The 19,682-nt window shown below is 74.6% G+C and carries 18 protein-coding genes; 15 read left to right on the top strand and 3 right to left on the bottom strand.

Annotated features, from left to right (window positions below; translation table 11 throughout):
* Positions 1 to 143 precede the first annotated feature (143 nt).
* From ACFQ8T_RS21365 to ACFQ8T_RS21330, 8 genes are all read left to right on the top strand, one after another.
* A complete protein-coding gene (locus ACFQ8T_RS21365; RefSeq protein WP_430548460.1) occupies positions 144 to 1,889 on the top strand; it encodes a BCCT family transporter in 1,746 nt (581 codons plus the stop codon).
* Positions 1,890 to 1,946: 57 nt separating this feature from the next.
* A complete protein-coding gene (gene typA, locus ACFQ8T_RS21360; protein ID WP_429762532.1) occupies positions 1,947 to 3,857 on the top strand; it encodes a translational GTPase TypA in 1,911 nt (636 codons plus the stop codon).
* A 10-nt stretch (positions 3,858 to 3,867) separates the two neighbouring features.
* Positions 3,868 to 4,998, top strand: coding sequence for a PIG-L family deacetylase (locus ACFQ8T_RS21355; RefSeq protein ID WP_430548459.1), 1,131 nt, complete (start codon positions 3,868 to 3,870; stop codon positions 4,996 to 4,998).
* 10 nt (positions 4,999 to 5,008) lie between these two features.
* The gene (locus tag ACFQ8T_RS21350) at positions 5,009 to 5,425 is read left to right on the top strand and encodes a DUF6113 family protein (RefSeq protein WP_430548458.1); all 417 of its coding nucleotides are present in this window, start codon (positions 5,009 to 5,011) and stop codon (positions 5,423 to 5,425) included.
* 210 nt (positions 5,426 to 5,635) lie between these two features.
* Positions 5,636 to 7,873 carry a VanW family protein gene (locus ACFQ8T_RS21345; protein ID WP_430548457.1) on the top strand — a complete coding sequence of 746 codons (2,238 nt, stop codon included), beginning with the start codon at positions 5,636 to 5,638 and terminating at the stop codon, positions 7,871 to 7,873.
* The gene (locus ACFQ8T_RS21340) at positions 7,873 to 8,775 is read left to right on the top strand and encodes a hypothetical protein (RefSeq protein WP_430548456.1); all 903 of its coding nucleotides are present in this window, start codon (positions 7,873 to 7,875) and stop codon (positions 8,773 to 8,775) included. The genes ACFQ8T_RS21345 and ACFQ8T_RS21340 overlap by 1 nt, the downstream gene beginning before the upstream one ends.
* Before the next feature lie 10 nt (positions 8,776 to 8,785).
* Positions 8,786 to 9,745, top strand: a complete 960-nt coding sequence (locus ACFQ8T_RS21335; RefSeq protein WP_430548455.1) for a prephenate dehydratase — start codon at positions 8,786 to 8,788, stop codon at positions 9,743 to 9,745.
* The gene (locus ACFQ8T_RS21330) at positions 9,742 to 10,761 is read left to right on the top strand and encodes a prephenate dehydrogenase (protein ID WP_430548454.1); all 1,020 of its coding nucleotides are present in this window, start codon (positions 9,742 to 9,744) and stop codon (positions 10,759 to 10,761) included. Before ACFQ8T_RS21335 ends, ACFQ8T_RS21330 begins: the two co-directional genes overlap by 4 nt.
* Before the next feature lie 34 nt (positions 10,762 to 10,795).
* Here the strand turns inward: ACFQ8T_RS21330 and ACFQ8T_RS21325 are convergent, their stop codons facing one another.
* The gene (locus tag ACFQ8T_RS21325) at positions 10,796 to 11,011 is read right to left on the bottom strand and encodes a hypothetical protein (protein WP_430548453.1); all 216 of its coding nucleotides are present in this window, start codon (positions 11,009 to 11,011) and stop codon (positions 10,796 to 10,798) included.
* Positions 11,012 to 11,224: 213 nt separating this feature from the next.
* Between ACFQ8T_RS21325 and fdxA the strand changes: the two genes are divergently transcribed.
* From fdxA to ACFQ8T_RS21310, 3 genes are all read left to right on the top strand, one after another.
* Positions 11,225 to 11,542: a ferredoxin gene (fdxA, locus tag ACFQ8T_RS21320; protein ID WP_429762524.1), complete on the top strand. Its 318-nt coding sequence runs from the start codon at positions 11,225 to 11,227 to the stop codon at positions 11,540 to 11,542.
* Complete coding sequence (dapC, locus tag ACFQ8T_RS21315; protein WP_430548452.1) at positions 11,542 to 12,693, top strand: succinyldiaminopimelate transaminase; 1,152 nt, start codon at positions 11,542 to 11,544, stop codon at positions 12,691 to 12,693. Before fdxA ends, dapC begins: the two co-directional genes overlap by 1 nt.
* A gap of 193 nt (positions 12,694 to 12,886) precedes the next feature.
* Entirely contained in the window at positions 12,887 to 14,209 is a 1,323-nt protein-coding gene (locus ACFQ8T_RS21310) for a citrate synthase (RefSeq protein ID WP_430548451.1), read from the top strand.
* A 61-nt stretch (positions 14,210 to 14,270) separates the two neighbouring features.
* On the opposite strand, the gene ACFQ8T_RS21305 is transcribed toward ACFQ8T_RS21310, so the two are convergent.
* Positions 14,271 to 15,128: a hypothetical protein gene (locus ACFQ8T_RS21305; protein ID WP_430548450.1), complete on the bottom strand. Its 858-nt coding sequence runs from the start codon at positions 15,126 to 15,128 to the stop codon at positions 14,271 to 14,273.
* Between the two features lie 61 nt (positions 15,129 to 15,189).
* Complete coding sequence (gene dapD, locus ACFQ8T_RS21300; protein WP_430548449.1) at positions 15,190 to 16,158, bottom strand: 2,3,4,5-tetrahydropyridine-2,6-dicarboxylate N-succinyltransferase; 969 nt, start codon at positions 16,156 to 16,158, stop codon at positions 15,190 to 15,192.
* A gap of 31 nt (positions 16,159 to 16,189) precedes the next feature.
* Between dapD and dapE the strand changes: the two genes are divergently transcribed.
* From dapE to ACFQ8T_RS21280, 4 genes are all read left to right on the top strand, one after another.
* A complete protein-coding gene (dapE, locus tag ACFQ8T_RS21295) occupies positions 16,190 to 17,416 on the top strand; it encodes a succinyl-diaminopimelate desuccinylase (protein ID WP_430548461.1) in 1,227 nt (408 codons plus the stop codon).
* Entirely contained in the window at positions 17,413 to 18,306 is an 894-nt protein-coding gene (locus ACFQ8T_RS21290) for a TIGR00730 family Rossman fold protein (protein WP_430548448.1), read from the top strand. Before dapE ends, ACFQ8T_RS21290 begins: the two co-directional genes overlap by 4 nt.
* Entirely contained in the window at positions 18,303 to 19,286 is a 984-nt protein-coding gene (gene folP, locus ACFQ8T_RS21285) for a dihydropteroate synthase (RefSeq protein WP_430548447.1), read from the top strand. The genes ACFQ8T_RS21290 and folP overlap by 4 nt, the downstream gene beginning before the upstream one ends.
* A gap of 183 nt (positions 19,287 to 19,469) precedes the next feature.
* Positions 19,470 to 19,637: a DUF3117 domain-containing protein gene (locus ACFQ8T_RS21280; RefSeq protein ID WP_111249454.1), complete on the top strand. Its 168-nt coding sequence runs from the start codon at positions 19,470 to 19,472 to the stop codon at positions 19,635 to 19,637.
* Positions 19,638 to 19,682: the final 45 nt, after the last annotated feature.

Here is a 19,682-nt window from a genome sequence, read left to right as displayed (position 1 = left end):
CTGCGGGGGGGGGGTGGTTTGGGGGCGGTTCGGGGGGTTGTGCCCCGTGTGGGGCCTTGGGGGGGGCGGCGCTGCCCCTGGGTTGGGCCCGGGCCCCCGTCGTCCGTTTGCCGATGGTCGGACCCGGCGTCAGGGTGAAGGGCATGGCACGGGCATCGACGCTGGCCCGCGGGGTCTTCTATCCGGCAGCAGGCATCATCCTGCTGTTCGTCCTGGTCGCGGTCCTCTTCACCGACGCCACGGACGCCGTGATGACCACGCTCCAGGGCGAGGTGATCGGCGCGTTCGGGTGGTACTACGTGCTCCTGGTGGCCGCCTTCGTCATCTTCGCGATCTGGATGGGGCTGAGCCGCTTCGGCGACATCGTGCTCGGGCCGGACGACGAGGCGCCGGACTTCAAGCTTCCGGTGTGGTTCTCGATGCTCTTCGCCACCGGCATGGGCATCGGGCTCGTCTACTACGGGGTGTCCGAGCCGCTGTCCCACTTCATCACGCCGAAGCCCGGCGTGACCGGCGACGACGCCGCCCTCGCCCAGGCGGCGATCTCGCAGACGTACGTGCACTGGGGCATCCACGCCTGGGCGATCTACGTGGTGGCCGGGCTCGCGCTGGCCTACGCGATCCACCGCAAGGGCCGGCCCGTCTCGATCCGCTGGGCGCTCGAGCCCCTCCTGGGCGACCGGGTGAAGGGCCGGGCGGGCAACGTCATCGACGTCGTGGCGATCATCGGCACGGTGTTCGGGGTCGCGACCTCCCTCGGCCTGGGTGTGCTGCAGGTGGCGCACGGGCTCGGCTACCTCGACGTCGTGGAGCCGAGCACCGCCCTCGAGATCGGCCTGATCGCGGCGATCACGGCGATCGCGGCGATGTCGGTGGCCTCGGGGCTGTCCAAGGGCATCAAGTGGCTGTCCAACGGGAACATGATGCTCGCGGGCGTCGTGCTGGCCGTCGTGCTGGTGCTGGGCCCGACGCTGTTCATCCTGCGCAGCTGGGTGCAGTCGTTCGGGTACTACTTCGCGAACGTCGTCCAGATGACCTTCGACACCCTGGCGTTCCGGGGCGAGGAGGGCCTGGCCTGGGAGTCGAGCTGGACGATCTTCTACTGGGGCTGGTGGATCTCCTGGGCACCCTTCGTGGGCGTCTTCATCGCGCGCATCTCCCGGGGGCGCACGGTGCGCGAGTTCGTGCTCGGCACGCTGGCCGTCCCGATGGCCGTCGCCACGATCTGGTTCAGCGTGTTCGGGGGAGCGGGGCTGCACCAGGAGATGACCGAGCCCGGGAGCATGCTCGACCCCGCGACCGGCGGGGTGAACACCGACACCGCCATGTTCCAGCTCTTCGACACCCTGCCCGGGGCGGGGACGTGGCTGGCCGTCGCGGGCATCGTGCTGGTGGTGATCTTCTTCGTCACGTCGTCCGACTCGGGGTCGTTCGTCGTCGACATGCTCGCCCACGGCGGCAACCCCAACCCGCCGCTGTGGAGCCGCCTGTTCTGGGCGGGGCTGCAGGGCCTCGTCGCGATCGCCCTGCTGCTCGCGGGCGGGCTCCAGGCGCTGCAGACCGCCTCCATCCTCATCGCCCTGCCGTTCTCGCTGGTGCTCATCGGGATGGCGGTGTCCATCGTCAAGGAGCTCAGCATGGAGCACCGCCAGATCGTGCGCGCCGAGCGGCGCGCCGCCCGGGCGGAGCTCACGGAGCACGTCACGGAGAAGGTGGCGACCACGCTGGCCGGCCGGTGGGAGAACGTCCTGCCGCCTGCGCCGGGCGCGCTGCGACTACGCGTCCCGCGCCGTCGGGACGCGAAGGGTCCGGCCGGCCCGACGCCCGGAACAGCGCCGGGGAAGCCGCCGGGGACGGGCGGGGACGAGCAGCCTGGACCGGGCGGGTAAGATAGCGGCGGCCCGATTGACGGGTCGCCTCCCCACCCCAGGAAATGAGACCCGTAGATGTCTGTGCGCTCCGACCTGCGCAACGTGGCGATCGTCGCCCACGTCGACCACGGCAAGACGACCCTCGTGGACGCCATGCTGCGCCAGGCAGGCGCCTTCTCCGCCCACCAGCACGTGGACGACCGCGTCATGGACTCCGGTGACCTGGAGCGCGAGAAGGGCATCACCATCCTCGCGAAGAACACCGCGGTCCGGTACGCCGGCCCGGCGGCGGCGGAGGCGGGCGAGCCCGACGGCATCACCATCAACGTGATCGACACCCCGGGGCACGCCGACTTCGGCGGGGAGGTCGAGCGCGGCCTGTCCATGGTGGACGGCGTCGTGCTGCTGGTCGACGCGTCCGAGGGCCCGCTGCCCCAGACCCGCTTCGTGCTGCGCAAGGCGCTCGCCGCGAAGCTGCCCGTGATCGTCGTCGTGAACAAGGTCGACCGCCCCGACGCGCGCATCACCGAGGTCGTGGGGGAGACCACCGACCTGCTGCTCGGCCTCGCGAGCGACCTGTCCGACGAGGTCCCCGACCTCGACCTGGACGCCATCCTCGACGTGCCCGTCGTGTACGCGTCGGCCAAGGCCGGCCGCGCGTCGATCGACCAGCCCGCCGACGGCGCGCTCCCCGCGAACGAGGACCTCGAGCCGCTGTTCGGCACCATCCTCGAGAAGATCCCCGCGCCGACCTACGAGGCGGACATGCCGCTGCAGGCGCACGTCACGAACCTCGACGCGTCGCCGTTCCTCGGCCGACTCGCGCTGCTGCGCATCTTCAACGGCACCCTGCGCAAGGGCCAGACGGTCGCGTGGGCGCGCCACGACGGCACCCTGTCGAGCGTGCGGATCACCGAGCTGCTCGAGACCAAGGCGCTCGACCGCGTGCCCACCGAGTCCGCCGGGCCCGGTGAGATCGTGGCCGTGGCAGGCATCTCCGACATCATGATCGGCGAGACCCTCACGGACGTGGACGACCCGCGCCCGCTGCCGCTCATCACGGTGGACGACCCGGCGATCTCGATGACCATCGGCATCAACACCTCGCCGCTGGCGGGCAAGGGCGGCAAGGGCCACAAGGTCACGGCGCGCCAGGTCAAGGACCGCCTCGACTCCGAGCTCATCGGCAACGTGTCGCTCAAGGTGCTCCCCACCGAGCGCCCGGACGCGTGGGAGGTGCAGGGCCGTGGCGAGCTGGCGCTGGCGATCCTCGTCGAGCAGATGCGCCGCGAGGGCTTCGAGCTCACGGTCGGCAAGCCGCAGGTCGTCACGAAGCAGATCGACGGCAAGCGGCACGAGCCGATGGAGCGCATGACCATCGACGTGCCGGAGGAGTACCTCGGCGCCGTCACCCAGCTGCTCGCGCAGCGCAAGGGCCGCATGGAGACGATGAGCAACCACGGCACCGGCTGGGTGCGCATGGAGTTCATGGTCCCGGCGCGCGGCCTCATCGGCTTCCGCACGCAGTTCCTCACCGAGACGCGCGGCACCGGTATCGCGGCGTCCATCTCCGAGGGCTTCGAGCCGTGGCACGGCCCGATCGAGTCGCGCAACACGGGCTCCCTCGTGGCTGACCGCGCGGGCAAGGTGACGCCGTTCGCCATGATCAACCTGCAGGAGCGCGGCTCGTTCTTCGTCGACCCCACGCAGGAGGTCTACGAGGGCATGATCGTCGGCGAGAACTCCCGCAACGAGGACATGGACGTCAACATCACCAAGGAGAAGAAGCTGACGAACATGCGGTCCTCGACCGCCGACAACTTCGAGAACCTCATCCCGCCGCGCCACCTCACGCTCGAGGAGTCCCTCGAGTTCGCGCGCGAGGACGAGTGCGTCGAGGTGACGCCGGAGGTCGTGCGGATCCGCAAGGTCGAGCTCGACGCCACGGCGCGCGCCCGGGCGACGGCGCGGGCCAAGCGCGCCTGACCCGCTCCCGGTGACCGGCCCCGCCGCGCCCGCCCCGGAGCAGCCGGTGCCCGACGGCGGGCTGCTCGCGGTGCACGCGCACCCGGACGACGAGACCCTGGCGACCGGCGCGCTCCTCGCGTCGTGGGCGGCCGCGGGCCGGCCGGTCGCCGTCGTGACCTGCACGCGCGGCGAGCGCGGCGAGGTCATCGACACGCCGTCGCACCCCACGGGGCTGGCGCGTCTCGAGGGCGACGGCCCGGCGCTCGCCGCGCACCGGGAGACCGAGCTGGCCGCCGCGCTGGCCGCGCTCGGTGGCGGGCCGGGCGTCGTCGGGCAGGTGTTCCTCGACGCCGTCGACCTGTCAGACGCTCATGTCACCGGGGTGCGCCCCGTGCCCGACGCGGCCGGCGAGTCGCGCGCGGTCTCCGACGTCCGTCGCACCGGGATGCGCCCAGGGCCTGACAGGCGGTTCGAGGACTCCGGCATGGCGTGGGTCGCGCCGGGGGTGGCCGGGCCGGCGGACGACGCGCCCGCGACGGCGTTCGCGCGCGTCCCGCTCGACGACGCCGCCGCGCGCCTGGCGGCCGTCGTCCGCGCCCGTCGGCCCGACGTCGTCGTGACGTACGAGGAGCAGGGCGGGTACGGGCACCCGGACCACGTCCGCACGCACGACGTGACGGTGCGGGCGCTCGCCCTCGCGGCCGACCCGGACGCCCCCGTGCCCGGCGAGCCCTGGGGTGACGCCGAGCTGTGGCGTGCGGTGACGCCGTCCGCCGCGCTCCGGGCGGGGCGCCGCGCGCTGGCCGCCGCGCCCGCGGTCCAGGACCTCGCCGCCCGCGCCGGGCTGACGTTCCCCGACCCGGACGAACCTCTGCCCCCGCTCGCGCGCCACGACGCGGAGCTGCGCGACGCCGGGCCGCACGACGTCGTCCGGGTCGACGTCGCCCCCGTGCTCGACCGGGTGCTCGCCGCGATGCGCGCGCACGCCACCCAGGTGCAGCACGCCACCGGGGCTCCGGAGGCGGCACAGTCCGGTGCCGACCTGCTCGGCTGGTACGCCCTCAGCAACGCCGTGCTCGCCCCGGTGCCGGCGCACGAGGTCTACCTCGTGTCCTCCTCCCCTCAGCGCCGGGCGTCGCGGCGCGCGGGACGCCGGTAGGCTCGCGCCGATGACCACCCCCGAGCACGCGACGTCCACCTCGCCCGTTCCCCCCGCGGGTGCGGGCCGGTGGTGGCGGTCCGCCGCGCGGACGCTCCTGGCGGTCGCGCTGGGCGCCGTCGTCGGGGTGCTCGGCACCGTCGCGCACCGCACCCAGTGGCACGACCTGCCCGTCGGCATCGTGCTGGCCCTCGCGATCACGCTGTCCACGGCGGTCCTGTGCCGCGCGTGGGCCGGGCTGGGCCCGCTGCTCGCCGCCGGCGCCGGCTGGGTGGTGGCCGTGCAGGTGCTGGCCGTCGCGGGGCCCGGCGGGGACGTGCTGGTCCCTGCCCAGGCGGTGGGCCTGGTGTGGACCTACGGCGGCCTGGCGATGTTCCTCGTCGCGGCCTTCCTGCCCCGGTCCTGGTTCTCCGACCGGCGGGGCTGACGTCCGGTCCACGTGGTCGCCTGTGAGCGTCCCGTGCGCGCCGCCCGGCCGGGCGTGACGAAGCTGTGCGGACCGGCGCCCGATTTGGCACTTTCACCCGGACTTGCGCCGAGGCGGTCGGTGCCGCCCGAGTAGGATCCCCCAGGCGGGTCCGCCCGCTCACCTGTCCCCCCGGGGCGTCGCCCCGCACCCCACCCTGACGGAGCATGCATGGGTCACCCGACCGAGCGCGAGCCGGATCCCGCCGGGTCCGCACCCGTCGAGCCTGCGCGCCCCGAGACCGAGCCCCAGGCGCCCCTCGCCGAGCAGCCGTCCACGCAGCAGCCGGACGGCGCGCAGCCGGCCGCCGAGCAGCCGTCCACGCAGCAGCCGGACGGTGCGCAGCCGGCCGCCGAGCAGCCGTCCACGCAGCAGCCGGACGGTGCGCAGCCGGACGCCGACGGGCCGGACACGCCGTACCAGCCGCGGGTGCGGCTGTACGAGCAGCGGGTCATCGCCACGGTGCCGGCGCCGCCGTCGGGACCGCCGACCCAGGCTCTGCCGGCGGTGGCGGCCTCCGTCCCTCCCGCTCCTCCCGCCGGCCCGGGTGCGGCGGCCGGTGCCCCGACCGCCGCGGCCTTCGGCGGCACCCCCGCCGAGCCGGCGACGCCGCCGCCCGCGGACCCGGGCTCGCCGCTCGACGGCCTGGCCGGCGACGGCGCGCCCAGCCGCGCACCGAAGGTCGCGCTGTGGGCCGGCGTCGGGCTCGTGGTCGTCGCCGGCCTCTACGCGGGGGCGCAGTGGGCCGTCGCGGGGACGGTGCCGAAGGGCACCAGCGTCGCCGGGGTCGAGATCGGCGGGATGGACACCGGGCCTGCGGTCGCGGCGCTCGACGACGGCATGGGCGAGCGTGCCGCCGAGCCGATCGACGTCCGGGCGGGCGAGGCGTCGAGCACGATCGACCCGGCCTCCGCGGGCCTGTCGTTCGACGCGCAGGCGACCGTCGACGGGCTCACGGGGTTCTCGCTGAGCCCCGCGCACCTGTGGGAGCACCTCGTCGGCGGCGACGCCGTACCGCCCGTCGTCGACGTCTCCCGGCCCACGCTCACCGAGGCGGTCTCCGGCCTGGAGGACTCCCTGAAGGTCGAGCCGGTGGACGGCTCGGTCGGGTTCAAGGGGGCCAAGGCCGTGTCCACGGACGCGGTCGAGGGGTCCAGCGTGCTGGTCGACGACGCCGTGGACACCGTCGCGGACGCCTGGCTCGTCACGTCCGGTCCGGTCGACCTGCCGACCGAGGTCGTCGAGCCCGCGGTCACGCAGGCGGAGACGGACGCCGCCCTCGAGCAGGCGCAGCAGGTGGTGAGCGGCCCCGTCACGGTCGACGTGGGGGAGCAGTCCGCGGAGCTGACGCCGAAGCAGCTCGCCAGGGCGACGTCGTTCAAGAACTCCGACGGCAAGCTGAAGGCGCGGTTCGACGGCAAGAAGCTGGTCTCCGACGTCGTGGACGACACCGACGACCTGCTCACCGAGCCGGACGACGCCCACTTCGTGTTCGCCGGCGGCAAGCCGGTCGTCGAGGGCGGGGAGCAGGGCACGACGCTCGACCCGGACGACACCGCGTCCGCCGTCGGCGAGGCAGCCCTCTCGGACGACCGGACGGCCGAGGTGAAGCTCGTCGAGCGGGAGCCGGAGCACACCAAGGAGGCCCTCGAGGACATGGGGGTGAAGGAGGTCGTCTCGTCCTTCTCGACCCCGCTCACGAGCGAGCCGATCCGCACCCGCAACCTCGAGCGCGGCGCCCAGATCGTCACCGGCACCCTCGTGGCGCCGGGCGAGACCTTCTCGCTGCTCGACACCCTGTCGCCGATCGACGAGTCGAACGGCTTCGTCGCGGCCGGCGTCGTGAGCAACGGCGTGCACACCGACGCCGTGGGCGGCGGCCTGTCCCAGATGGCCACGACCACGTACAACGCCGGCTTCCTCGCCGGGTTCGACGACGCGGGCCACCAGCCCCACAGCTACTGGTTCAGCCGGTACCCGGCGGGGCGCGAGGCGACCATCTACGTGGGCGCCATCGACATGAAGTTCACCAACGACACCCCGTACGGCGCCGTCATGCAGTCGTGGGTCTCGGGCGGCGAGCTGCACGTGCAGATCTGGTCGACGAAGTACTACGAGGTCAAGAAGCAGGCGGGCGACAAGCGCAACGTCGTGCCGGCCACGGCCGTGCACAAGTCGGGTGCGGGCTGCGAGCCGTACCCGGGAGGGAACGACGGGTTCACGATCACGAACTACCGGCAGGTCTTCCACGACGGCAAGCAGGTCAAGGACGAGTCGAAGACCTGGACCTACAAGCCCGACAACCCCGTCGTGTGCGACCAGCCGAAGGCCGACCGCGACGACGAACGCCAGCCCAAGGACGACGGCAAGGACGACGCCGCCGACGGCGGGAAGGCCGAGGAGGACTGATGCTCGGACGCTCGGAACGCGAGTCCCCGGCGCACGCCGCGCAGGCGGCGCACGACGCGGGCTGGTCGGGGGTCGCCCCCGGGTCCGCGGTGGCCACGGCCGTGTCGGACGAGTCGATCGAGCTGCTGGACCTCGGCACGACGTCGGACACGCTGGCCACGGTGGCGACCATCGACGACCTGGCGGCCGTGGTGCACCTGGGGCATCCGGAGCAGCCGTCGCCCGGGCTCGAGGAGGCGCTGCTCGCCGGTGAGCCGTCGCTCATCGTCACGGCCGCGGTGCCGGTCGCGCCCCAGTGGGTGTGGGTGGCCCCGGCGGGCGCCACGGGCGGCCAGGTGGTCATCGACGAGGCGGGGATGCGCGACTGCCAGGACCTGCTGCGCGCCATGGGCGTGAGCCCGCGGCTGGTGCCGACCCGCACCCCGGTGGACGAGCGTGTCGCGCTGGCGGGCCCGGCCGGCTCGCTCGTGGTCGAGCGGTCCCGGGTGCCCGCGGGCTGGGTCGAGGTCCCCGGCAGCGAGCGGCTCGCCGGCCGGCTGCCGGTCTGGTACGGGCTCCTCGAGGCGCGGGCGGCGTGGCCGCGGTTCGACGCTCCCGCCCAGGTGTGGCTCGCCGTCGGGCCGTCGGACGACCACCGCGGGTCCCTGCAGCACACGCTGGCCGTCCTGTCGGCGGCCGGCGTCGACCTGCAGCACCTGCGCAGCCACCCCTCGGCCCACGGGCCGCACGTCTTCTTCACCTCGTTCCGCTGCGCGAGCGTCGACGTGCTCGACGGGCTCGTCGCGGAGCTCGACGGGCGCGGCGTCGCGCACCGCACCCTGGCCGTGCTGCCCGGCGAGGGCTTCGTGCCCGGCCCCGTGCCGCTGGCGCCGCGGTGGGCCGCCGGCCCAGCCGGGGCGTGAGGGGCGCCGGATGAGGATCGCGTACCTCGGGCCGGAGGGCACGTTCACCCACGAGGCGGTCCGGCGCTGGGCCGGCGCACGGACGGGGGGCGGCGACGCCGCGCAGCTGCCGCTGGCCACCGTCCGGGAGGTGCACGACGCCGTCGCGTCGGGTGCCGCGGACCGGGGCGTGGTGGCGATCGAGAGCTCCGTCGAGGGGTACGTCGTGCCGTCCCTGGACGCGCTCGTGGGCAGCCCCGACGTGGTCGCGGTGGACGAGGTCGTGCTGGACGTCTCCTTCGACGCGTTCGTCCGTCCCGGGCACGCCGACCCGTCGGGGCTGCGCGAGGCGACGGCGCACCCGCACGGCCTGGCGCAGTGCACGAGGTTCGTCGCGGAGCGCGACCTGCTGCCCGTGCCGGCGTCGTCGAACGCGGCGGCGTGCCGCGACCTCGCCGACCACCAGGTCGCGTTCGGGCCGAGGCTGTGCGGAGAGCTCTACGGGCTGGAGACGCTCGCGACGGGGGTGGAGGACTTCGCCGGCGCGCGCACGCGGTTCGTCGTGCTGTGCCGCCGCGACGTCGCGACCGCCGCGTGGGCGCCGGTGCGCGCGGCAGGGCACGCCCCCGATACCTGGCGCACCATGCTCGCCGTGACCCCGGTGGTCACCGGGCCGGGCGTGCTGGCGCGGGTCACGGCGGAGTTCGCCGAGCGCGGCGTGAACATGTCGAGCCTCGTGGAGCGCCCGTTGAAGGTGCGCGAGAGCCAGTACGTGTTCGTCGTGACGCTCGACGGCGCCCCCTGGGAGCCGCAGGTGCGCGACCTGTTCGCCGCCCTGCTCGGCGCGGGCGACTCGCTCAAGGTGCTCGGCGCGTTCCCCGTGGCGCCCGGCGGGCCGGGCCTCGACGGCGTGCTGCCCGACCACGTGCCGACGGGCAGCGTGCTGGGCTCGGACGACGACGCGACCGTCGCGCGGGGCCTGCTGTGGTGAGCGAGGCGCCGGTCGGCCGGGTCGGGGTCGTCGGCCTCGGCCTGGTCGGCGGGTCGCTCGCGCGGCTGCTCGCCGCGCGCGGCGTGGACGTCCTGGCGACCGACACCGACGCCGGGACCCGCGGCGACGCGCGCGCCGTCGGGCTGCCGGTCACGGACGACCTGGCGGACCTGTGCGCCGCGGGGCCCGACGTCGTCGTGCTCGCCGTTCCGCTGCGCGCCGTGCGCGCCACGGCCGCCGAGCTCGCGCCGCTGCTGGCGGGCTGCGACGCGACCGTGACCGACGTCGGCTCGGTCAAGGGCCCGGTCCGGGCGGCGGTCCTCACCGCGGGGCTGGGCGACCGGTACGTCGGGGCGCACCCGATGGCCGGCACCGAGCACAGCGGCTTCGCCGCGTCCGACGCCGGCCTGCTCGACGCGGCGCCGTGGGCGGTGACCGTGGCCGAGCCGGGCGGTGCCGCGCCCGACGAGCCCCGACGCCTGGCGCAGGTGCTGCGCCTGGTGACGGGCCCGCTGGCAGGCACCGCCGCCGTCGTCACCGACGACCGGCACGACGAGGCTGCCGCGCTGGTGAGCCACGTGCCGCACGTGCTCGCCACCCAGCTGCTCAACGCCGTGGCGGGCGCGCCGGTCCGTGACCTCGCGCTGGGTCTCGCCGCCGGGAGCTTCCGCGACGGCACCCGGGTCGCGCTCACCGACCCGGCCCGCACGGAGGCGATGGTCACCGAGAACGCCGCGTGGGTGGCGCCCGCGCTGCGCAAGGCGGTGCGCGACCTCGAGGTCGTGATCGGCGCCCTGGAGACGAACGGCTCGCTGCACGACGTCTTCCACGCCGCCGACGACGTCCGCGAGCTGCGCGCGGGGGGCCGCGCGCGCCCGGCGGGGCCCGAGGAGTCGCTGCCGGTCGGCGACGCCTGGACGTCCGGCCTGGTCGACGACCTCGTGGCGCGCTGCACGGCGGGCGCCGTCGTCGTGGGCGTCGACGACGGCGCGGTCCGGGTGCGCGCGCCGCGCTGAGCGGCACGACAGCATCGCGGGCTCAGGCCGCGGCTCAGGTCTGGTCGGGCCGCCCCCGGCGCGGTCGTCGTGGCGGGACCGGCTTCACGGCCTCGACGTCGTCGGCGGCGACGGCCACCTCCGGCAGGCCGGGGGAGCGGTCGGGACGGACGCGCAGGCCGGCGGGCCCGACGGTCGTGAGGATCCCCACGACGTCCGCCCACCGGGCCCCGTGCTCGGCCGCCTCGGCGGGGGACAGGCGCCGCCGCACGACGACGCGCGTCCCGGCAGGGACACCGGCCCAGGCGGGTGGTACGGCAGGTGGGACGGCTGACGGCGAAGGCACCACGTCAGCGATACTAGAGTGGGCCGCGCGGGCCGAGCGCCCGCGCCGGTCAGCACCGGAGAAGCACCATCGATGAAGCATCGAGACCCGCAGCCCGCTCGCCGGGCCGCGCCCTCGTCACCTGGAAGGTAGCCCGCAGTGACCTACGTGATCGCTCAGCCGTGCGTCGACGTCAAGGACAAGGCGTGCATCGAGGAGTGTCCCGTGGACTGCATCTACGAGGGCTCGCGCTCCCTGTACATCCACCCGGACGAGTGCGTGGACTGCGGCGCCTGCGAGCCGGTGTGCCCGGTCGAGGCCATCTACTACGAGGACGACGTCCCCGAGCAGTGGAAGGACTACTACCGCGCCAACGTCGAGTTCTTCGACGACCTCGGCTCGCCCGGCGGTGCCGCGAAGATGGGGCTCATCGAGAAGGACGACCCCATGATCGCCGGCCTGCCGCCCCAGGCCTGATGGGGTTCGCCGACCTCAGCGGACTGCCCTACCCCTGGGACACGCTCGAGGACGTGCGGGCGACCGCCCGTGCGTACCCCGGCGGCGTCGTGGACCTGTCGATCGGCACGCCGGTCGACCCGACCCCGCAGGTCGTGCGCGACGCGCTCGCCGCGGCGTCCGACGCCCACGGCTACCCGCTGACGCACGGCACGCCAGCGCTCCGTGAGGCGGTGACCGACTGGTTCGCCCGCCGGCGCGGGGTCCCCGGCCTCGACCCGGACGCCGTGCTGCCCACCGTCGGCTCCAAGGAGCTCGTCGGCCTGCTGCCGTCGCTGCTGCGCCTGGGCCCGGGCGACGTCGTCGTGCACCCGGCGGTCGCGTACCCCACCTACGACGTCGGGGCTCGGCTGGCCGGTGCGTCGCCGCTGGCCACGGACGACGTCGACGCCTGGGCGGGGCGCCGCGACGTGCGCCTGGTGTGGGTCAACTCGCCCGGTAACCCGACCGGTGAGGTCGCCGACGTCGCGCACCTGCGGCGCGTGGTGGAGGCGGCGCGGGCGATCGGCGCCGTCGTCGTGGGCGACGAGTGCTACGCCGAGCTGCCGTGGGCGGACGCCTGGGTCGGTGACGACGGCGTCTCGCGGGTGCCGAGCCTGCTCGACCCGCGCGTCACCGGGGGCAGCACCGAGGGGCTGCTCGCGGCGTACTCGCTGTCGAAGCAGTCCAACGTGGCCGGGTACCGTGCCGCGTTCGTGGCGGGCGACCCCACCCTCGTGTCCGGTCTCCTGGCCACCCGCAAGCACCTCGGGATGATCGTCCCCGCGCCGGTCCAGGCGGCGATGACCGCCGCGCTGGGCGACGACGCGCACGTCGCGGCCCAGCGCGAGGTCTACCACGGCCGTCGCGCCGCGCTGCTCGGAGCGCTCGGGACGGCGGGCTTCGTCGTGGACGGTTCCGAGGCCGGCCTCTACCTGTGGGCGCGCCCGGCGGACGGGACTCCGCTCGCGGGCGCGACGTCGCGCGACCTCGCGGCGTGGTTCGCCCGCCGCGGCATCCTGGTGGGGCCGGGGGAGTTCTACGGCGACGCGGGGCGGTCGCACGTCCGCGTCGCGCTCACCGCACCCGACGATCTTGTGGCCGAGGGTGTGACGCGCATCACCACTGCGTGACGAGCGGGATGGCTGCGGCTGGGCAGGGGATTGGATCACCTTGGTGTTGGGGGGTAGGTTCGACCGCAGGCCGAGGTAGCCCTGGAGGATGCCACGGCCGGCGTGCCCCGGGCCGCCCCCGTCCCTGAGTCACGAGTCACGCGCCCACCGGTCCCGTCGTCGGGAGTCGGCAGGCCCGTCACGGAAGGAAGACATGACGTCCACCACGCCTGCCGCAGGCACCACGGGCGACTCCGCCTCGGTCGAGCTCGTCGTCGACGGTACCGCTCGCCAGCTGCCCGTCGTCCCGGCCACGGAGGGCAACGACGGCATCGTCGTGTCGTCCCTGCTGAAGGACACCGGGCTCGTCACGGTCGACCCCGGGTTCACGAACACCGCGTCGTGCCAGTCGGAGATCACGTACATCGACGGCGACCAGGGCATCCTGCGCTACCGCGGGTACCCCATCGAGCAGCTGGCCGACTCGTCCACCTTCCTCGAGGTGGCATACCTGCTGATCCACGGCGAGCTGCCCTCCCCGGCCGAGCTGTCGGCGTTCGAGGAGCGGGTCAACCGCCACACGCTGGTGCCGGAGGGCTTCCGCGCCTTTCTGTCGTCGTTCCCGCGCGGCGGCCACCCGATGTCGATCCTGGCCTCGGCGGTCAACGCGCTCGCGACGTACTACCCCGAGTCGCTGGACCCGCACGACCCGGAGGCGGTCGAGCTCGCCACGGTGCTGATCCTCGCCAAGATCCGCACCATCACGTCGTACCTGCACCGCGCCACGCGCGACGAACCGCTGATGTACCCGGACTACGCCCGGGGCTACGTCGACGACTTCCTGCGCATGACGTTCTCGCGGCCGTACGAGCAGTGGGAGTCCGACCCGGTGCTCGTGTCCGCGATGGACAAGCTCCTCATCCTGCACGCGGACCACGAGCAGAACTGCTCCACGTCCACGGTGCGCATCGTCGGCTCGTCGAACGCGACGCTCTACGCGTCGGTCGCCGCCGGCATCAACGCGCTGTCGGGCCCGTCGCACGGCGGTGCCAACGAGGCGGTGCTCACGATGCTCGAGAGCATCCGCAGCGGCGACGACTCCGTCGAGACCTTCATGAAGAAGGTCAAGAACAAGGAGGCCGGCGTCCGGCTCATGGGCTTCGGCCACCGCGTCTACAAGAGCTACGACCCGCGCGCCGCGATCGTCAAGAAGCACGCCGACGCGGTGCTGGGCCAGCTCGGAGCCAAGGACGAGCTGCTCGACATCGCCCGCGGGCTCGAGGAGATCGCGCTGCACGACGACTACTTCGTCGAGCGCAAGCTCTACCCGAACGTGGACTTCTACACCGGGCTCATCTACAAGGCCATGGGCTTCTCGCCGGCCATGTTCACGCCGCTGTTCGCGCTGGGCCGCATGCCCGGCTGGATCGCCCAGTGGCGCGAGATGATGAACGACCCGCAGACCAAGATCGGCCGCCCGCGGCAGGTCTACACCGGTCCGACCGAGCGCGACTACGTGGCGCTCGAGCAGCGCTGAGGCTCGCGCCTCCAGGACGGGTACCGCACCGACGCCGGCCGTCGGCCCGCGACCAGGACGATCACGGCAGGACGATCGTCACCTGGCCGTCGGGCCGGCGGTCGGCGTCGTCGTCCACGACGGACCACGTGCCGTCCTCGCGGGTCCACACCCGTGCGCCGGCCCGTACCTCCTGCGCCCCGGAGACGGACGCCGTCGCGACCGCCCAGTGCGCGACGGCCCACGTGGCGAGCTCGCCGTCGAGCGGCACCGCGGTCGCGTCCACGACGACGGCGTTCACGTCCTCGTCGGACGTGTCGGCACGCAGGGCGTCGGCGGGCAGCCCGAGGTCGCGCTCGCCGCGCTCGGCGAGCAGGTCCCGGGCGGCGGCGCCGGACGGCGCCTCGTCCTCCTCGGTGGGCGGCAGGTCGCAGGTGATCGCCCCGGGGGAGTGGCCGGTGAGCGCGGACGCCCAGGCCCGCGACCGGGTCTCGTGCTGCGCGTACGCGTCGGGGAACCCGGAGCGCTGCACCGCCTGGGCGGCGACCGTGACCTCGAGGTCCTCGTAGCCGTCGACCTTGACGAGGCCGTCGTAGAACTTCCCGGTCGAGTAGACCGGGTCCATGATCTCGTCCACCGTGCCCCACCCCTGGGAGGGGCGCTGCTGGAAGAGGCCCACCGAGTCGCGGTCGCCGTAGTCGATGTTGATCAGCCGGGACTCCTGCAGCGCCGTCGCCAGCCCGATCGTGGCCGCCCGGCCCGGCAGCCCGCGCTGCACGGACGTCCCGACGATCAGGGCGGCGTTGTCCGCCTGGATCGGCGTGAGGTACCACGACGTCCCGTCCAGCTCGGCCGCGCACCGCTGCACCGAGGGCGTGTCGACCCGGTTGAGGAACCAGACGACGCCGGCCGTCGCCCCGGCGCCGGCGACGAGGACCACGGCGAGGGCTGCGCCGGCAGCCCCCCGTCGGCCTCTCCGCCGGCCCGGTCGGCCGGACACCTCAGTTGGCGTGCAGCGCGGCGTTGAGCTCGATGCCCACGCCGCCCCGCTCCAGCACCTCGACCGCGCCGGTGCGCGAGTTGCGGCGGAACAGCAGGTTGTCGCGACCGGCGAGGTCGCGGGCCTTGACCACCAGCGGGTCGCCGTCGGCGCCCATCTCGCCGAGCACGGTGACCTTGGTGCCCGCGGTGAGGTAGAGGCCGGCCTCGACCACGCAGTCGTCGCCGAGCGGGATGCCGAGGCCGGCGTTGGCGCCGAGCAGCGACCGCTCGCCCACGCTGATGACCTCCTTGCCGCCGCCCGACAGGGTGCCCATGATCGACGCGCCGCCGCCGACGTCGGAGCCGTCCCCCACGACGACCCCGGCGGAGATGCGGCCCTCGACCATGGAGGCGCCGAGCGTGCCGGCGTTGAAGTTGACGAAGCCCTCGTGCATGACCGTGGTGCCCGACGCGAGGTGCGCGCCGAGGCGCACGCGGTCGGCGTCGGCGACCCGCACGCCGGCGGGCACGACGTAGTCGACCATGCGGGGGAACTTGTCGATCCCGTACACCGTGACGGCGCGGCCGGTGTCGGCGCGCAGGCGCAGGCGCGTGGCCTCGAAGCCCTCGACCGCGCACGGGCCGTGGGACGTCCACACCACGTTTGTCAGGACGCCGAAGAGGCCGTCCAGGTTGAGGCCGTGGGGCTGGACCAGGCGGTGGGAGAGCAGGTGCAGGCGCAGGTACGCGTCCTGGGTGTCCTGGGGGGCGGCGTCGAGGTCGATCACGGTGCGCACGACGACGACGTCCACGCGGCGCGCGTCGTCCCGCTCGGTGAGGGCGTCGAGCTCGGCCGGGATGTCGACGTCGGTCTCGGGCGGCGCGCCCAGCACGGGCGCGGGGTACCAGACGTCGAGCGTGGTGCCGTCGTCGGCGACCGTGGCGAGACCGAGGCCCCAGGCGGGGCGGGAGGAGGCAGGCGTCGTCATGCGACCCAGCGTAGTCGGCGCGTCTGCCACGATGGTGCGCGTGACCACGGACAGCACACCCCCTTCTCGCGACCCCCAGCTCGGCGCCCGCGCGGATGCCCGCCTGGACGCCCTCCTCGACCCGGAGACGGTCGCGACGTCGGACCTCGTGGACCTCCTGGCCGCGATCTGCGACGTCCCGTCGGTCTCGGGGGACGAGGCCGCGCTCGCGGACGCCGTCGAGCGGGTGCTGCGCGCCCAGCCCCACCTCGACGTGCTGCGCGACGGCGACGCCCTCGTCGCCCGCACCCGCCTCGGCCGCGCCCGGCGGGTGGTGCTCGCCGGCCACCTGGACACCGTGCCGCTGACCGACCCGCCGAACCTCCCGACGCGCCTCCGGGCGGCCGCGGACGGGACCGTCGAGATGTGGGGCCGCGGCACCGTGGACATGAAGGGCGGCGTGGCGATCATGCTCGCGCTCGCCGTCGAGCTGGGCCGCCCGGGCAGGGAGCCCGCCCACGACGTCACGTACGTCTTCTACGACCACGAGGAGGTCGAGGCGTCGCTCAGCGGGCTGGGCCGGCTGGTGCGGAACCACCCGGAGGCGCTCGCGGGGGACGTCGCGATCCTGGGCGAGTCGAGCAACAACGGCATCGAGGGCGGCTGCAACGGGACGCTGCGCGTCGAGGTCCGCACCCACGGCGTCGCCGCGCACTCGGCGCGCGCCTGGGCCGGGGTGAACGCGATCCACGCGGCGGCGCCGGTGCTCGACCGGCTCGCCGCCTACGAGGCGCGCGAGGTCGAGGTGGACGGGCTGGTGTACCGCGAGAGCCTGGGCGCCGTCGGCATCCGCGGCGGCATCGCGGGCAACGTGGTGCCGGACGCCTGCACCGTCACGGTGAACTACCGCTTCGCCCCGTCGCAGGGCGTCGCCGAGGCGGAGGCGCACGTGCGCGAGCTCTTCGAGGGCTTCGAGGTGGTCGTCACGGACGCCGCCCCCGGCGCCCGGCCGGGCCTCGACGACCCGCTCGTGGCGGACTTCGCCGCGGCCGTGCAGGCCGCGACCGGCACCGCGCCGACGCCCAAGTACGGCTGGACCGACGTCGCACGGTTCGCCGAGCTCGGCATCCCCGCCGTGAACTTCGGCCCGGGGGACCCGGTGCTGGCGCACAAGGACGACGAGCGCCTGCCCGTGGCCCGGCTCGCGGTGGGTCGCGACGCCCTGCGCGGCTGGCTGCTCGGCGGGCCCGCGGGTGGCGTGGATAGTCTCGAGCCATGACGCGAGCGACGACCTCTCCCAGCGCCCACGGACCCGGCCGCGGACCCGAGCGCGGCGACGACGGGGTCCCCGAGACGGGCAAGGGCTACCGCAAGGGGCCCGTGCTGCTGCGGGGCAAGGAGATCCCGGCCCAGACCACCGACCAGAGGCTCCTCTCCGGCGGCGGCGACTCCGACTGGGTGCACTCCGACCCGTGGCGCGTGATGCGGATCCAGTCGGAGTTCGTCGAGGGCTTCGGCGCCCTCGCCGAGGTGGGCCCCGCGGTGTCGGTGTTCGGGTCGGCCCGGACGTCCCCCGACCACCCCGACCACGCGCTCGCCGTCGAGGTCGGGCGGCTGCTCGCCGAGGCCGGCTACGCGGTGATGACCGGCGGCGGCCCGGGGATCATGGCGGCGGCCAACGAGGGGGCGCACCACGCGGGCGGCACGTCCATCGGGCTCGGCATCGAGCTGCCCTTCGAGCAGGGCATGAACGAGTTCGTGAACCTGGGCGTGAACTTCCGCTACTTCTTCGCCCGCAAGACGATGTTCGTCAAGTACGCGCAGGGCTTCATCGTGCTGCCGGGCGGCTTCGGCACCTTCGACGAGCTGTTCGAGGCCCTCACGCTCGTGCAGACCCACAAGGTGACCGAGTTCCCGATCGTGCTGGTCGGCTCCGACTACTGGGGCGGGCTGCTGGAGTGGCTGCGCTCCGCCGTGGCGGACCGCGGGATGATCGGCCGCGCCGACCTCGACCTGCTGCACCTCACGGACTCGCCGGAGGAGGCCGTGCGGTACGTGATCGAGCGCGGGCGGGCCCTCGCCGCCTCGGAGCGCGAGGCGTTGGACGAGCTCGCCGAGGACCAGCGGGACGCGGCCGACGACGCGGGCGACGCGGCCGACGCCTCGTGACGCCCGACGCCCCGCCCCCGGCCGGCGTCCCGGCGGCGGGGACCCCGCTGGTGCTGCGCGGGCGCGAGGTCGGCCGCGGCCCCGACGGGGTGCTGCGGCCCGTGGTGATGGCGATCGTCAACCGCACCACGGACTCCTTCTACGCCCCGGCCCGGCGGCCCGACGACGGCGCCGCGCTCGACGCGGCGCACCAGGCCTGGGCGGACGGCGCGCAGATCCTCGACGTCGGCGGGGTGCGCGCCGGCGTCGGCCCGGACGTCGACGAGGCGGAGGAGATCGGCCGGGTGGCCCCGTTCGTCGCGCGGGTGCGCGAGGAGCTGCCCGACCTGCTCGTGTCGGTCGACACGTGGCGCTCCGGCGTCGCCCGCGAGGTCGTCGCCGCCGGGGCGGACCTCGTCAACGACACCTGGGCGGGGCACGACCCCGCGCTCGTGGAGGTGGCCGGCGCAGCGGGGGTCGGGGTGGTGTGCTCCCACACCGGCGGGGCGGTGCCGCGCACCGACCCGTACCGCGTCGAGTACCCGCCCGTCGACCACCCGCCCGTCGACCAGGCCCGGCCCGGGGAGGCCGCCGACCCGCGCGACGGCGTCCTGGACGACGTCGTCGCGACCCTGCGCGCGGCCGCCGCGCGGGCCGTCGCCTGCGGCGTCCCGTCGCGGTCGGTGCTCGTGGACCCCACGCACGACTTCGGCAAGAACACCTGGCAGTCGCTGCACCTCCTGCGCCGCACCGCCGCGCTCGCGGGGCTCGGGTACCCGCTGCTCATGGCGCTCAGCCGCAAGGACTTCGTCGGGGAGACGCTGGGGCTGGCCCCCGACGACCGGCTGGAGGGCACCCTCGCGGCCACCGCGCTCGCGGCCTGGCAGGGCGCGACCGTCTTCCGCGCCCACGACGTCGTCGCCACCCGGCGCGTGCTCGACCTGGTCGCCGCCGTCCGCGACGAGGCCCCGCCGGCGGCGGCGCTGCGCGGCCTCGCCTGAGGCCGCCTGACCTGGCAGGGCCGGGCCGGGTCTCGCCAGTCGACCTCTGACGTCCGGGGTGTGGAAGTCAGGGGTGGGTTCTGACCTAGAATGGTGGGGCGCGCCTCGTCTCGCCCCCGCCGACCGGCGGGCCGCGGGCAGGGGGCAGGCCGAGGAACCGGACAACGGAATGGAGAGCCACAGATGGCTGCGATGAAGCCGCGGACGGGCGACGGGCCGCTGGAGGTCACCAAGGAAGGACGCGGCATCGTCATGCGGGTCCCGCTCGAGGGTGGCGGCCGTCTGGTCGTGGAGCTGAACGCCACCGAGGCGACCGAGCTGGGTGAGGCACTCCAGGCCGTCGTCGCGTGACGACGGCGCGGTAGGAGCAGGACGGCGGGCGCCGGGCGACGAGGT

Origin of the sequence: Isoptericola sp. NPDC056618 (assembly GCF_042792715.1) — a bacterium.
Classification (GTDB): Bacteria; Actinomycetota; Actinomycetes; order Actinomycetales; family Cellulomonadaceae; genus Isoptericola; species Isoptericola nanjingensis.
The sequence above is the reverse complement of the archived record's forward strand: the minus strand, read 5'-3'. Positions and strand labels throughout refer to the sequence as shown.

Coding starts and splice junctions, on each gene's coding strand:
- ACFQ8T_RS21290 (WP_430548448.1), top strand. CDS start 17,413: ATGACGCGAGCGACGACCTCTCCCAGCGCCCACGGACCCGGCCGCGGA.
- typA (WP_429762532.1), top strand. CDS start 1,947: ATGTCTGTGCGCTCCGACCTGCGCAACGTGGCGATCGTCGCCCACGTC.
- dapC (WP_430548452.1), top strand. CDS start 11,542: ATGGGGTTCGCCGACCTCAGCGGACTGCCCTACCCCTGGGACACGCTC.
- ACFQ8T_RS21335 (WP_430548455.1), top strand. CDS start 8,786: ATGAGGATCGCGTACCTCGGGCCGGAGGGCACGTTCACCCACGAGGCG.
- dapE (WP_430548461.1), top strand. CDS start 16,190: ATGGTGCGCGTGACCACGGACAGCACACCCCCTTCTCGCGACCCCCAG.
- ACFQ8T_RS21310 (WP_430548451.1), top strand. CDS start 12,887: ATGACGTCCACCACGCCTGCCGCAGGCACCACGGGCGACTCCGCCTCG.
- ACFQ8T_RS21350 (WP_430548458.1), top strand. CDS start 5,009: ATGACCACCCCCGAGCACGCGACGTCCACCTCGCCCGTTCCCCCCGCG.
- ACFQ8T_RS21280 (WP_111249454.1), top strand. CDS start 19,470: ATGGCTGCGATGAAGCCGCGGACGGGCGACGGGCCGCTGGAGGTCACC.
- ACFQ8T_RS21340 (WP_430548456.1), top strand. CDS start 7,873: ATGCTCGGACGCTCGGAACGCGAGTCCCCGGCGCACGCCGCGCAGGCG.
- ACFQ8T_RS21345 (WP_430548457.1), top strand. CDS start 5,636: ATGGGTCACCCGACCGAGCGCGAGCCGGATCCCGCCGGGTCCGCACCC.
- dapD (WP_430548449.1), bottom strand. CDS start 16,158: ATGACGACGCCTGCCTCCTCCCGCCCCGCCTGGGGCCTCGGTCTCGCC.
- ACFQ8T_RS21365 (WP_430548460.1), top strand. CDS start 144: ATGGCACGGGCATCGACGCTGGCCCGCGGGGTCTTCTATCCGGCAGCA.